The organism is Acinetobacter sp. TY1 (assembly GCF_048551395.1).
GTDB lineage: Bacteria > Pseudomonadota > Gammaproteobacteria > Pseudomonadales > Moraxellaceae > Acinetobacter.
This window is the reverse complement of record NZ_JBLYZK010000032.1, coordinates 1-13,839: the sequence shown is the minus strand read 5'-3', so window position 1 is coordinate 13,839 and position 13,839 is coordinate 1. Positions and strand designations below refer to the sequence as shown.

The following is a 13,839-nucleotide window of genomic DNA, read 5'->3' as shown; positions in this document are numbered from 1 at the left end:
ACATGAAAACATTTGATCTACGCAAAGTAATACGACCACTCGGTTTTCTTGTGGTAGTCGTCATTGCCATACTGTGTATTAAACATGTGTGGGATTATTACAATGCAGAACCGTGGACGCGTGATGGTCGAGTACGTGGCGATGTGATTCAGGTTTCTTCTGATATTGCAGGTTTGGTGACAGAAGTCATGGTGCAAGATAATCAAACAGTGAAAAAAGGGCAGGTCTTATTTAAAATTGATCTTGCACGGCAAGCTTTAGATATCGAGCAAGCCAAATCTGATTTGGCAAAAGCGCATTCAGGACTTGCCGCAGCAGAAGCGGGTTTAGCTGAAGCTAAAGCCAATGTGGTGAAATCGGTAGCCAATACACATCTTGCGGAAAAAAATGCCAATCGTTATGCAAGCCTTATGGATGGCGCAATTTCAAAACAAGAACAAGATGAAATGTTTGCCATACGAGATCAATCGCATGCCGAGCATCAACAATTACAAGCCGCAGTTGAACAAGCCCAAGCCAATATTAAACAACAAAAGGCATTCATTGAAGCTGCAACAAGTAGTGTGCATTTGGCAGAGCTTAATATGAGTCGTGCAGAAGTTGTTGCGCCTTCAGATGGTACACTTTCAAATTTTGATTTACGCTCAGGTAATTATGTTAAAGTCGGTGATGCAGTTGCAGCACTTATTGATCGTAAACAATTGTATGTTGTAGGTTATTTTGAAGAAACCAAACTGAATAAAATTCATTTGGGTGATCAAGCAACAGTTCAGTTGATGGGAGATTCACAAAAATATAAAGGTCATGTACAAGGAATGGCATCGGGGATTGAAGACCGTGAACGTACAACATCTTCAGGTCTACTTGCCAATGTTAACCCAACATTTAGTTGGGTACGTTTGGCACAGCGTGTTCCTGTCAAAATTGTCTTAGATGAAGTACCACATGATTCTTTGGCTTTTGTTGCAGGTCGTACTGCAACGGTACATATTTTAGAACGTGATAAAAAAGAATAGTTCTATCATTCATCAAATTAAAACCCACCAATGCTCATAGAGCGAGGTGGGTTTTTTATTTCTATTTTGAGATTTAAGGCTTTAAGCCTTCAGGATTGCGATACCAACTTTCAATAAATAAGGCAGCAGCAAGACTATCGGCAGATAAGTTTTTGCCACGCCCTTGTGCTTGATAATGATCGAGTTCATCACGTGCTTCACGCGTGGTTAAACGTTCATCAACCATGAGGGTTTCAATATTGGTTTGATGGCGCAAACGGCGGGCAAATTTACGTGCACGCGCTGAAAGTTCCGATTCGCTATCATCCATATTGAGTGGCAGTCCCACTAAAAATAAAGTTGGTTGATGTTGTTTCACGATTTTTAATAAATTATCCCAATTGGGGATGCCATCTTTCATTGGAAATAATGGCAATGGATTTGCACTTGTAATTAAAGAAGAGCCAACCGCCATACCTGTCTTTTGTGTGCCAAAGTCAAAAGCCATAATAAGCTGTGGTTGTGTTAAATCAGGCATGTCCAATCTCAGATGATAACCAAGTACGATCAATACCTATTTTACGATAAGCCGCATCCCAACGCTCGCTATATGGCAAATTAAAAATTAAATCCATATCTGAGTCACAAATAAGCCAATCACCACGAGCAATTTCATTCTCAAGCTGGTTCTTTGCCCAACTTGCATATCCCAAAGCAATTTGGTAACGCCCGACCCCTTCATTGTGGGCGATGGCATCCAAAATATCTTTACTGGTGGTAATACAGACATTTTCACCAATTGCTATTGAAGAAAGCCATGTCGGTTGCCCTGTATGTAAAACGAAACCCGCTTCAGGACGTAAAGGTCCGCCTTGTAACACATCTTGCAGACGGACATGATCGGCTTCAATATCGAGATCATTGAGCAGTTCTTTGACATTTAAACCAGATGGGCGATTGAGAATAATTCCCTGAGCACCATCTTCATCGTGGCGGACTAAATAAATGATCGTATTTGAAAAAAAATCATCTGTTAAATCGGGTGGTGCAATGAGGCAACGATGCATCAAATGTTGTTTACTCAACGATAGTTTCTCCCAATGATTACAAGGTCATGAATTTAAAATGCCAAAAAATAGACTGAAGGTACATTCTTAACATACTCGAGTAATACCATTTCAGCTAGTTATTTTATGATTCAGTTGATATTTTTATGATTGAGTTATAACCGAATTAAATTTTAGTGTACGTAATTGTTTAGCATGTTGTAGCGTAGTTTCATTAATTTCAATGCCACCTGTCATACGAGCAAGTTCTAAAATACGCTGATCTTCTTCAAGATTTAAAATCGTACTACTCGCAGGGTCGGTTTGGCGTTTTTTCACCAATAAGTGCTGATCTGATTGTGCTGCAACTTGTGCTTGATGGGTAATACACAAAATTTGGACATGTTGTCCAAGCCCTGCCAATAATCGTCCAACAATTTCCGCCGTGCCTCCACTGATACCGACATCAATTTCATCAAAAACTAAGACTTCAGATTCTGTTTTTTCGGCATTCATTACTTGCATCACTAAGGCAATACGTGACAATTCTCCCCCTGATGCCACACGACCTAAAGGCTGTGCAGGAATACCTTTATTTGCCGTAAACAGTAGTTGAATAAAGCTAAAGCCTTCTGCTGATGGTTGATCAAGCGGTTCAAATTTAAATTCAAAATAGGCTTCAGGTAAGGCGAGTTGTTTGACTTGCTCAGTGAGTTTCTTTGCCAAAGGCTTAGCCGCAGCACGGCGAATATCATCTAAATGCTGCGCGCTCTGTTGATAATGCTGTTCTGAAATGGCGATTTGCTCTGCCAACGTTTCAGGATCTTCAAGTGTATGTAATTGTTCAAGCTCTTGTTGCCATGCTGTAAATTGTTCTTTTAACGCTTCAGGTTGTGTACGATATTTACGTGCTAAGCGGTGGAAAATTTCAAGCTGAGTATTTAGCTCTTCCATGCGCTCAGGATCAAAACTTTGGCGATCAATAAATTGACGTAAATTTGCAGCGGCATCATCAATTTCACTTTGTGCATTGAGTAAAGACGTATGAATTTCAGCAAGTTGCTCACTGCGTCCTGCATGGGATTCTAAACGGCGGATGATGGATGAAACTTCTTGTGCAATATTCTGCTCAGATTCATCCAATGCATTGAGTCCATAACTACAGTCTTGCATAATATGTTCATGATGGCTCAGGCGATCAAATTCTTGCTCAATGTCTTTATAGTCAACTTGTACCAACTCTTCGAGTTCCTCAAGTTGTAATTCTAAAGTTGCAATACGTTGCAAACGATTGGCTTGTGCATCAATGGCTGCTTGGTGAATGCGAATGTTTTTTTGCCATTGGTTGTAGGCGTCACGAACTTCCTGTGCAGGTTGTGCAAAATTACTATAACGATCTAACCAATGCTTTGGATAAGGTGGCTCTAATAGTTGTTGTTGGCTGTGTTGGCTATACATTTGAACCAATAAACGTCCAATTTCTTTGAGTTCAGATAAGCTGCTCGGACGACCATTGACCCATGCTTTACTGCGTCCTGTCGCAAAAATCACCCGACGTAAATGAATCTCGCCTGATTCATCATCGAGTTCATGACTTTTCAGCCATTCAGCCTCAGCGCTATTGTCCCGATAACTAAAACTTGCCGTGACATCAGCTTTCTCTGCACCAAAGCGAACATGGTTGGTATCTGTTCGTTCACCTAAGCATGCTGAAAGGGCATCGAGCAATAAAGATTTACCTGCCCCTGTTTCACCTGTGAGTACATTGAATCCTTGATCAATGTCCATGGCTAAACGATCTGCTAAAGCAAAATTGATGAGATTTAAGTGTGTCAGCATAAATGCATCCAAGCTGCGAACAATGTGGTTCTAAGATAGTGAAGTTTTGTTTTTGTCACAAGACGTTAAATATTCTAATATGAGTCAATATTTATAATTCTAACGTAAATTTATAATGAAAATGAAATTACCATTGCCTATTGCCCCAAAAAAAATTCAGCAAAAGAAAATAGTGTCACCTAAAAATGTCGCGAAAATCAACCAACAATTAAACGCAGCTTCAAAACAATTTCATGTTGCACTGGCTCAAGAAAACTATGCAGCAGCTTATCAGTTTATTTTACCTGCCTATAAGCTTGTTCCTGAACATGCAGGTATTTTAATGGACTTAGCATATACTGAACTTCGACTAGAGCAATACACGAAAGCATTTTCACATTATAAAAAAGCCATTCAATTGAGTGGGAAAGTGGTCGATACCAATGTTTATGATGGTATGACTGAGGTTTGTCATTTTCTCAAGCGGCCCGAAGATCTGAAATACTATGGTGCATTGGCAATTCAAAGTAAAAAAGATATGGTGGTGGATGAGCCAATTATTGGTCAAGTTTCTTCCACACCACCGAAGTTTGATACGAAGAACAAGAAAGCCAATATCATTGCATTTTCATTGTTTGGCAATTTGGCACGTTACTGCGAAACTTCACTGATTAATGTCGATTTAGCCAATGAAATTTATCCTGAGTGGACATGCCGTTTCTACGTGGATGATTCTGTGCCTGTTAATGTACAGCGTCGCCTTGAAGAAAAAGGTGCAGAGGTCATTCAGGTGAATGGCAAACAGCGTGAGTTATCTGGGTTATTTTGGCGTTTCTTTGTGATAGATGATCCGACAGTGAAACGTTTTTTAATCCGAGATGCCGATTCATTGGTGTCATGGCGTGAACGTGCGACTGTCGATGAATGGCTTAAAAGCGATAAATGGTTCCATCTGATGCATGACTTCTATAGTCATACAGAATTAATTTTAGCAGGTATGTGGGGTGGCTGTACTGGTGTATTGACCAATATTGAACAACATATTCGTGATTACGTGGAAACAGGACGCTATTTATCGAATCGTGTTATGGATCAGCATTATTTACGTTATTGTATTTGGCCAACAGTGGCACAAAGTGTCATGAACCATGACAGTCAAGGTTTTGACCCGCAGGGTATAGCTTTCCCTTTACATGAACAAAAGAAAGATTATGAAGAACTCAGTCAATTTCATATTGGTATGAATGAAGGTTCGGCACAGTTTGAAACTGCGGTGAATATTGCCGATGTAGAACAGGTGTATTGGACTTTGGTCGATGAAAATTCACAGCCTATTTGTTGTTATATCAGTAAGGTTTCAGCTGCACGTACTATTATTGTCGACATTCCAAGGACTTATGCATTTAGAATTACTGCAGGAGAATGGAGTATTCATGTCAGCGCAATTGAAAACGCAGATTGATTAGTTAGGCTGAGGTCATTAAACTAGCTCATACAAAACTTATATAAATGCGCATTATTTGGAGAATACGCATGTCGTCACAATTTGATCATGTATCAGTAATAAAAAAATCGAATGTTTATTTTGGTGGCTCATGCATCAGCCATACGGTGCAATTTGCTGATGGAACCAAAAAAACATTGGGGGTAATTCTACCGACTGAACAAGCGTTGACATTTGAAACGCATGTGCCAGAACGTATGGAAATTATTTCTGGTGAATGTCGTGTACGTATTGCAGACAGCGAAGAACAAGAGTTGTTTCGCGCAGGTCAGTCTTTCTATGTACCTGGTAATAGCAAATTCAAAATCGAAACAGATGAAGTTTTAGATTACGTCTGTCATCTTGAAGGCTAATCAATCTTTTTTTACATTTGATCTGTGCATTTAAATTGAATGTGAGCGCATCAATTGAACGAAGATTTTTAAGCCGAAATGGTTTAAACTAAGTCATTCTTAAAATCCTGTAAAGTTGGCTTTGCAGGATTTTTCTTTTCTCTCCCCATATATCATTTATCAATAGTTACCAGAGGTCGTTCATGGCTAAACCCGAATATTATTATGGCGTTCATTCAGTGGAGTCATTATTGGAGCTTGAACCTGAACGTGTTCTGACTTTATTTGCATTAAAAGGTCGTGATGATCAGCGCTTAAAGCGTGTGCTTGAGCTTGCTGAGCCTTTTGGGATTAGCGTGCAACAGGCAAGCCGTGACAGTTTAGAAAAATTGGCAGGTCAGCCGTATCATCAGGGTGTTGTGGCAGCCGTACGTCCACATCCAATTTTGAATGAAAAAGATTTAGATCAATTATTAGAATCTTCTCATCAGCCTTTATTGCTTGCATTGGATCATATTACTGATCCGCATAACTTGGGTGCATGTGTACGTACTGCTGCTGCGATGGGTGTTGAGGCTGTGATTGTACCGCGTGACCGTGCTGCTACATTAACCCCGACTGCACGTAAAGTCGCAGCAGGTGGTGCTGAAAAAGTGAAATTTATTCAAGTGACTAATTTGGCACGTACACTTGCCAACATGAAAGAAAATTATAATGTTCGTGTGATTGGTACCATGCTTGATGAAAAGGCATTAGCGATCCAAAAATTTGATTTTACAGGTACGCCTGTATGTATCGTGATGGGTGCGGAAGATACCGGTTTACGTCCGATTACTCAGTCACAATGCGACCAGACGGTGTTTATTCCAATGCAGGGTGATTTACAAAGCTTGAATGTCAGCGTGGCAACAGGCATGGCTTTGTATGAAGCATGTCGTCAGCGTCAGGACTAATCACTACATTTTATTGCAACAATTAAGAATAAGGTCTATCACAGATTTTATTCTTGTCTTATATTTTTAAATATTTACACCGAGAAAGATCATGATGACCTCCCGCAACATGGGCTATGTTTATGTGGCAATTACAATGTGTATTTGGGGGGGATTCACGATTACGTCAAGATTAAATGCAATATGGCATATCAGTGCTTGGGATATTACAGCACTACGTTTTGGCTTAGCATTTTGCATTTTAACGCCTATTCTTATCTATAAAAAAGATACTACATTCTTATTCAAAAAAGAACCGTTTATTCTTGCGATGCTCGGTGGTGTGGTGTATTGCCTCACTTCCTATAGTGCTTTTCATTATGTTCCCGCAGCACATGCGGCTATTTTCCTCAATGGTTGTATCCCATTAGCGACGGCTATTGCTGCATATCTTCTATTTAAAGAGCCTTTCGATAAACATACATGGATTAGCCTGAGCATTATGCTCTGTGCGATTTCAGGCATGAGTTTATTAATGTATCGAGAAACTGGTGTAGCATTCGGCTTCGGCGATTTATTATTTTTTTTAAGTGCGGTGTGGTGGGGGATTTTTACGGTATTGTTAAAACAGTGGAAGCTCTCTGCATGGCATGCGATGACAGGTGTCGCGATTTGGTCTGCAATTGTTTACATTCCAGTCTATTTACTCTTTTTACCGAAACATTTGGCCGATTCAACATTCGCTCATTTAGCTATGCAAACCGTTTTTCATGGCATTTTTGTCGTGATGATTGCGACTTTGGCATATATTGAAGCTATAAAGCGTCTAGGTGCATTTCAAACAGGTAGTATTGTCACGCTTGCACCATTTATTGCAGCGATTATCGCCGTGCCACTTTTGGGTGAGTCACTGAGCTTAGCGATGATTTGCGGTTTAATCGGTATGGGTATTGGTGCATTACAACCATGGCGTTGGTTTGGGCGTAAAGATAGTTTACAAGCGAGTTTAGAACAGCAAAAGCAAGATTAAATACATTTGTTTGAATTTAAGAAGTTTCGCTACGTGCTAAATATTGCAGATGCAAGGGTTTAAGCTTTTCATATAAATGCTCAAGCTCACCGTCATTCAGTACAATATCATTTGCCATTTTTTGTTTCTGAATACGAGGCATTTGTGCGGCAATAATCTTTTGGATTTGATCTATATTTTGACGATCACGAGATGACGCGCGAGCAATTTGTAATTCTTCTGAGGCATCAATCAGAAGAGTATGTTGAGTCAATTTATGTTGATTGGTTTCAAATAATAACGGCGATACTAATATTACATAAGGGCTAGTCGCGTTGTGAAGTTGTTGAATAATAGATGTGCGAATTGCAGGATGGGTAATCTGCTCAAGTTGTTTACGAGCATTCGGCTCTTTAAAAATATGATCTCTTAGTGCTTGGCGATCGAGTGTACCGTCAGGCTGCAACACCCAATCACCAAAACACTGCTGAATTTGCAATAGGGTAGGTTGCCCTTTCTCAACCACTTCACGAGCGGCAATATCAGCATCCACAACAGCGATTCCTTGACCTTCAAACCATTGGCTAGCAGCAGATTTACCACTACCAATGCCACCCGTTAAGCCAAGAATAAAAGTCATTTTCATATCACCATTGTTGAATTTGAAGAGGCAAATAGGATGTTTTAACCGCCTAAATAAACTTTCATAATTTGTTCACCCCATAAAAAGGCAATCCAACCCGCAATGGCAATATAAGGACCAAATGCAAAAGGCTGATTCTCTTTACGGACTTTAAGTAAAATAATACCAATAATTGAACCGACTAAAGATGAGAGCAAAATAATTAAAGGGAGCTGTAATGGTCCCATCCAAGCACCGAGTGCGGCAAGGAGTTTAAAATCTCCATAGCCCATGCCTTCTTTGCCTGTCACGATTTTAAACAGGTAGTACACGATCCATAAACAGAGAAAGCCAATCACATAGCCCCAAATAGATGAGACAGGCGTAGTAAATAAGCCAAAGCTATTAATGGCCAAACCGAGAGCCGCTAAGGTTAACGTGAAACGATCAGGCAAAAATTGGGTATCAAAATCGATAAAGGTGAGTGCAATGAGTACCCAGGTTAAAATAAGACCTGCAACCATTTGTAGTGTTGGACCAAAAACAGCAACGACTGTTAAAGAACACAGCATCGTGAGTAGTTCAATAAATGGATAACGGAAACTAATTGGGTTTTGGCAAGTTCCACATTTCCCACGTAATACCAGCCAACTGATTACAGGGATATTTTGATACCAACGAATTTTCGTTTGGCACTTTGGACATGTTGATGCAGGTTTACTCAGTGTGAGCTTTTCATGATCAATAATCGGTTGTTCAGGATGGAGTAGCATTTGACATTCAGTATGCCATTCTTGCTCCATCATTTTTGGTGTTCTGAAAATGACAACATTTAAAAAACTACCTATGCATAAACTTAAAAATGCGACTGTTAAATAACAGACAGTCGCATTGTTTTGCAATAACTCTAAAAATTGCATAGTAATTTATTTATCCTACGACTGAACCCATTTGGAAAATTGGGAGATACATGGCGATGACTAGGCCACCAACAAGTACACCTAAGATTGCCATAATAAGAGGTTCCATCATTGATGTTAAACCATCCACTGCATTATCAACTTCATTTTCAAAATGTGTTGCGACTTTATCGAGCATGGCATCAAGTGAGCCAGACTCTTCGCCAATCGCAACCATTTGAACAGCCATAGATGGAAATAGATTGGTCATACGCATGGCAAATTGTAATTGTTGCCCTGTTGCAACATCTTCTTTAATTTTTAACACAGCGGTTTCAAAGACTACATTGTTGGTTGCACCTGCTGTTGATTCTAATGCATCAATGAGAGGAACACCGGCTGCAAATGTTGTTGAAAGCGTTCGACTAAATCGCGCAATAATTGATTTATAGACGAGATCACCAAAGATAGGTAGTTTGAGTGCCATTCGATCTAAAGCATCACGGAACTTTTTACTACGCTTTTTTGTTTCCATAAATGCCGTGATGGCAACACCAATACCAAGGAGTAAAACAAACCAATATTTTTGTGTCCAATTGGACATATTAACAACCATTTGGGTAAAAGCAGGAAGCTCTGCACCAAATGAACCGAATAAGCCTTGGAATACTGGAACAACTTTAACCATGAGGATAATCGTTACAATTAATGCAACAATAATGACTGTTATTGGGTACTTCATGGCTTTTTTGATCTTTTGCTTTAAAAGCTCACTTTTCTCTTTATAAATTGCAACACGATCAAGCATGGTTTCAAGAGCACCTGATTGTTCACCTGACTCAACCAATGAACAAAAGAGCTTATCGAAATATTGCGGGTATTTTTTGAGGGCACCAGCAAAAGTATTCCCTCCTTCTACCTCACTTTTAATCCCGAGAACAACTTCCCGCATAGAAGGGTTATCTAGACCTTCAGCGACAATCTCAAAGCTTTGAACCAAAGGTACACCTGCTTTCATCATCGTCGCTAACTGTCGGGTGAAAATAGTGATATCTAGGGTGGTGACTTTTTTCTTCATCAAGCCTTCGAGAGGATTTTTACGTTTCTCTCGAATATTGTTGATATTGATCCCTTGTTTACGTAAGGTTACTTTTGCCAACGCCATATTACGTGCTGGCAGTTCCCCTTTGATTTTGATCCCCTTGCGATCAACCCCGTCATAAGCAAAAGTAGGCATCATTTCAGCTTTTTTGACTGCCATAATCTTGTCCTTTATTTTGTATTATCTTTATTCACTGGTTACGCGGTTAATTTCTTGTAATGAAGTTAACCCATTAATGACTTTTATCAAACCTGAACGGCGTAAATTGTTAAATCCTTGTTTTGCTGAAACTTCAGAAATTTGTAAGGCGTTACCATCTTCCATAATTAGTTTTGAAATTTCAGGGGTAACTTTCATTACCTCATAAATACCGACACGACCTTTATAGCCTTCTCGACACTCATTACAACCTACAGGTTGGTAGATTTTAAAATCGGGATCAGCAAGATCTTGCTCAGTAAAACCCATTTCTAATAGGCTCTGTTTTGGAACATCTACAGTGGCCTTGCAATGATTGCATAAACGGCGTGCGAGTCGTTGTGCAATTACCAAATTGACCGAGGTTGCAATATTGAATGATGGTACGCCCATATTGCGTAAACGTGTTAGTGTTTCAGGTGCACTGTTGGTATGTAGTGTAGACATCACCATATGACCTGTTTGTGCAGCTTTAATCGCAATTTCAGCCGTTTCTAAATCTCGAATCTCCCCGACCATGATGATGTCAGGATCTTGACGTAAAAAAGACTTTAATGCCACAGAGAAGGTTAAACCTACTTTGGGGTTAACGTTGACTTGGTTAATCCCTTCTAAGTTAATTTCGACAGGATCTTCGGCAGTAGAAATATTTGAACTTTCGGTGTTAAGGATATTTAGACCAGTATAGAGCGAAACGGTTTTACCTGAACCCGTTGGACCTGTAATCAATAACATACCTTGGGGCTTGTCTAATGCTTCCATAAATAAAGCTTTTTGAGCTTCTTCATAGCCTAATGCATCAATACCAAGCATTGCACTCGATGGATCCAAAATACGCAGTACGAGTTTTTCACCAAATAGCGTAGGCAGAGCATTGACACGAAAGTCGATAGCTTTAGTTTTAGAAAGTTTTAACTTGATACGACCGTCTTGTGGGATACGCTTTTCAGAAATATCCATTTGTGACATGACTTTTAAGCGTGATGCGAGTCGATTGGCAAGTTGTAGTGGGGGATTAGTGATCTGACGTAAAACACCATCAACACGATAGCGTACCCGATAAGATTTTTCATATGGCTCAAAATGTAAATCAGATGCACCCATGCGAATTGCATCAACAAGGAGTTTATTTACATATTTAACAATTGGTGCTTCTTCTTCAGATGAGGGTTCGTCATCATCGTCATTATTTTGAGCAAGATCATCACCTGCCATGACATCGACATCAAAGTCATCATCACCAAAATCAAAACTTTCTTCGTGGGTAAAGTACTTGTCTAGAATTTTATTAAGTTTGTCATGCTCGACAATAATTGGTTCAACATTAAGCTTACTATTAAAGCGAATTGCGTCCAGAGCTTCCATATTGGTTGGATCAGTCGTTGCTACATATAAAATGTTGCCACGTTGAACTAAGGGAAGAACCCGATGTTTAGTAAATAGACTGTTATCAACAATGTCTTTTGGAAATTGATCTGAATCAAATGCATCAAGGTCAAATAGAGGTTCGCCAAATTCTGTAGAGATCATTTCGGCAATGATCAATGGTTTAATATTCAGACTTTCGACTAGATAGGTAATAACACTGACTTTATTTTTTTTTGCCTTTTCGACAGCGTCCTGCATTTGCTGAGCTGTGACTAGACCTTCATCGACAAGGCGACGAATATAACCGGAAAAACGTGGTGAACTTTGCTGTAAAGACATCCCCAAACACCTTCATTCATTCATTTTATAATTCGAATAGGAAAATTATACGATTCCTAGAAAAAATATCTATAGTTAAACTTATATATTCATTGGTTATTTTAAGCAAAATTTGAACTGCTCATCTTTTTAAATCAGAACATTGAACCGATGGAAAATATGAGTGTATAGGTATTTTGGTGAAAAAAAACAGTCAGGCACGAAAATATTCATTAAATTTCAAAATTGCGTGTAGAATATGGGCATTTCGATAAAAGGGTTAGATGTATGTCGGGTTCGACGATTATTCCTTGGGTTGTAGGCAATTGGAAAATGAACCCAATGCAGGCTAACACTCAACAACTTGTTCAGCAATTCAAACAATTATTGCAACAAGAAGCGATTTCAGTCCAAGATTGTCATATTGGTGTTGCACCTACGACTTTAACTTTATCTACTGTACAAACACAACTAGCAGATGCAGTAACGCCTATAGTGACTGTGGCACAAGATGTATCTCGTATTGCAGGTACGGGGGCTTATACAGGCGAAGTGAGTGCTGAGCTTTTGAAAGACAGTGGTATAGAATTTGTATTGATTGGTCACTCTGAACGTCGAGAAATTTTTGGTGACAGTCCTGCCATTTTAATTGAAAAAATGAAAAATGCTTTAGTTGCAGGTTTAACTGTGATTTATTGTGTTGGTGAAACACTCACACAAAGGGAAGCAGGGCAGGCAGAACAAGTTGTGTTACAACAAATCTGTGATGTTGCGGCTATTGTAAATGGCGATCAGTGGCAGAATATTATTATTGCATATGAGCCTATTTGGGCAATTGGTACAGGTAAAACAGCAAGTCCTGCAGACGCACAAGCCATGCATGCTCACATTCGAGAAGGTTTATTGCAAATTACGCCAGCAGGTAAAGATTTAGCTATTTTATACGGTGGTAGTGTTAAGCCGGAAAATGCTGAAGAGTTGGCTGCATGTCCAGATATCAACGGTGCTTTAGTGGGTGGTGCATCTCTAGATGCTGCCTCTTTTTATAAAATAGCTCAGGCATTTGCCAAAACAAAATAATAGAGGAATTCAGCATGCATAGTTTTGTGCTTATTGTACATATTATTCTCGCAGTATTGATGATTGTACTTATTCTTGTACAGCACGGTAAGGGCGCAGAAGCTGGGGCATCTTTTGGTGGCGGTGGTGCTGCAACTGTTTTTGGTGCATCGGGCTCAGCAAACTTTTTAACCCGTTTAACAGGTATTTTGACTGCATTATTTTTTATCACGAGTTTAACGCTTGCTGTATTTGCAAAACAACAAACCACAGAAGCTTTTGGCTTGAAAACAGTACCAACGACAGAACAAACGACGCTTCCTGCATCGCAGAATTCGAGTGAAACTTCGCCAACCGCACCAAAATAAGGTCAATTGTTGAAATTAAACCTTTCAATTTGATGTGCAAGCTACTAGAATGCGACACAGCTGCGGTGGTGGTGGAATTGGTAGACACGCTACCTTGAGGTGGTAGTGCTTTCGGGCGTGGGGGTTCAAGTCCCCCCTTCCGCACCAACAATGAACCAGATTGTTGGTGTTAGCAGCTAAAAAACACATTGTTGCGGGATGGAGCAGTCTGGTAGCTCGTCGGGCTCATAACCCGAAGGTCGTTGGTTCAAATCCAGCTCCCGCTACCA

At 39.7% G+C, this 13,839-nt stretch carries 14 protein-coding genes and 2 tRNA genes; 9 read left to right on the top strand and 7 right to left on the bottom strand.

Features of this window, described 5'->3' with window-relative positions:
• Positions 1-2 precede the first annotated feature (2 nt).
• Positions 3-1,016 (top strand): HlyD family secretion protein, encoded by a 1,014-nt coding sequence (locus ACK2M2_RS14330; protein WP_409512703.1) that lies wholly within the window; start codon positions 3-5, stop codon positions 1,014-1,016.
• Between the two features lie 73 nt (positions 1,017-1,089).
• Here ACK2M2_RS14330 and ruvX read toward each other — a convergent pair whose 3' ends face one another.
• From ruvX to recN, 3 genes are all read right to left on the bottom strand, one after another.
• Positions 1,090-1,533, bottom strand: coding sequence for a Holliday junction resolvase RuvX (ruvX, locus tag ACK2M2_RS14325; protein WP_409512702.1), 444 nt, complete (start codon positions 1,531-1,533; stop codon positions 1,090-1,092).
• Entirely contained in the window at positions 1,526-2,080 is a 555-nt protein-coding gene (locus tag ACK2M2_RS14320; protein ID WP_409512701.1) for a YqgE/AlgH family protein, read from the bottom strand. The genes ruvX and ACK2M2_RS14320 overlap by 8 nt, the downstream gene beginning before the upstream one ends.
• A gap of 126 nt (positions 2,081-2,206) precedes the next feature.
• Positions 2,207-3,880 (bottom strand): DNA repair protein RecN, encoded by a 1,674-nt coding sequence (gene recN / locus ACK2M2_RS14315; protein WP_409512700.1) that lies wholly within the window; start codon positions 3,878-3,880, stop codon positions 2,207-2,209.
• Positions 3,881-3,995: 115 nt separating this feature from the next.
• On the opposite strand from recN, the gene ACK2M2_RS14310 reads away from it, so the two are divergent.
• The 4 genes from ACK2M2_RS14310 to ACK2M2_RS14295 all read left to right on the top strand — a co-directional run bounded on the left by ACK2M2_RS14310 (position 3,996) and on the right by ACK2M2_RS14295 (position 7,657).
• Complete coding sequence (locus ACK2M2_RS14310) at positions 3,996-5,321, top strand: tetratricopeptide repeat protein (protein WP_419349511.1); 1,326 nt, start codon at positions 3,996-3,998, stop codon at positions 5,319-5,321.
• 71 nt (positions 5,322-5,392) lie between these two features.
• The gene (locus tag ACK2M2_RS14305; protein WP_409512698.1) at positions 5,393-5,716 is read left to right on the top strand and encodes a pyrimidine/purine nucleoside phosphorylase; all 324 of its coding nucleotides are present in this window, start codon (positions 5,393-5,395) and stop codon (positions 5,714-5,716) included.
• A gap of 182 nt (positions 5,717-5,898) precedes the next feature.
• Positions 5,899-6,648: a 23S rRNA (guanosine(2251)-2'-O)-methyltransferase RlmB gene (gene rlmB / locus ACK2M2_RS14300; RefSeq protein ID WP_419349508.1), complete on the top strand. Its 750-nt coding sequence runs from the start codon at positions 5,899-5,901 to the stop codon at positions 6,646-6,648.
• Between the two features lie 91 nt (positions 6,649-6,739).
• The gene (locus ACK2M2_RS14295; RefSeq protein WP_419349506.1) at positions 6,740-7,657 is read left to right on the top strand and encodes a DMT family transporter; all 918 of its coding nucleotides are present in this window, start codon (positions 6,740-6,742) and stop codon (positions 7,655-7,657) included.
• 16 nt (positions 7,658-7,673) lie between these two features.
• On the opposite strand, the gene coaE is transcribed toward ACK2M2_RS14295, so the two are convergent.
• The 4 genes from coaE to pilB are packed head-to-tail and all read right to left on the bottom strand — an operon-like array spanning position 7,674 to position 12,164.
• Entirely contained in the window at positions 7,674-8,276 is a 603-nt protein-coding gene (gene coaE, locus ACK2M2_RS14290) for a dephospho-CoA kinase (RefSeq protein WP_419349504.1), read from the bottom strand.
• Between the two features lie 44 nt (positions 8,277-8,320).
• Complete coding sequence (locus tag ACK2M2_RS14285) at positions 8,321-9,178, bottom strand: prepilin peptidase (protein ID WP_419349502.1); 858 nt, start codon at positions 9,176-9,178, stop codon at positions 8,321-8,323.
• A gap of 10 nt (positions 9,179-9,188) precedes the next feature.
• Positions 9,189-10,418: a type II secretion system F family protein gene (locus ACK2M2_RS14280; RefSeq protein WP_419349500.1), complete on the bottom strand. Its 1,230-nt coding sequence runs from the start codon at positions 10,416-10,418 to the stop codon at positions 9,189-9,191.
• 27 nt (positions 10,419-10,445) lie between these two features.
• Positions 10,446-12,164: a type IV-A pilus assembly ATPase PilB gene (gene pilB, locus ACK2M2_RS14275; RefSeq protein WP_419349498.1), complete on the bottom strand. Its 1,719-nt coding sequence runs from the start codon at positions 12,162-12,164 to the stop codon at positions 10,446-10,448.
• Positions 12,165-12,431: 267 nt separating this feature from the next.
• Between pilB and tpiA the strand changes: the two genes are divergently transcribed.
• The 4 genes from tpiA to ACK2M2_RS14255 all read left to right on the top strand — a co-directional run bounded on the left by tpiA (position 12,432) and on the right by ACK2M2_RS14255 (position 13,839).
• Entirely contained in the window at positions 12,432-13,223 is a 792-nt protein-coding gene (gene tpiA / locus ACK2M2_RS14270; RefSeq protein ID WP_419349497.1) for a triose-phosphate isomerase, read from the top strand.
• 14 nt (positions 13,224-13,237) lie between these two features.
• Positions 13,238-13,570 carry a preprotein translocase subunit SecG gene (secG, locus tag ACK2M2_RS14265; protein ID WP_409512690.1) on the top strand — a complete coding sequence of 111 codons (333 nt, stop codon included), beginning with the start codon at positions 13,238-13,240 and terminating at the stop codon, positions 13,568-13,570.
• Positions 13,571-13,632: 62 nt separating this feature from the next.
• Positions 13,633-13,717 (top strand) — tRNA-Leu (locus tag ACK2M2_RS14260).
• A 45-nt stretch (positions 13,718-13,762) separates the two neighbouring features.
• Positions 13,763-13,839: transfer RNA gene (locus ACK2M2_RS14255), tRNA-Met, on the top strand.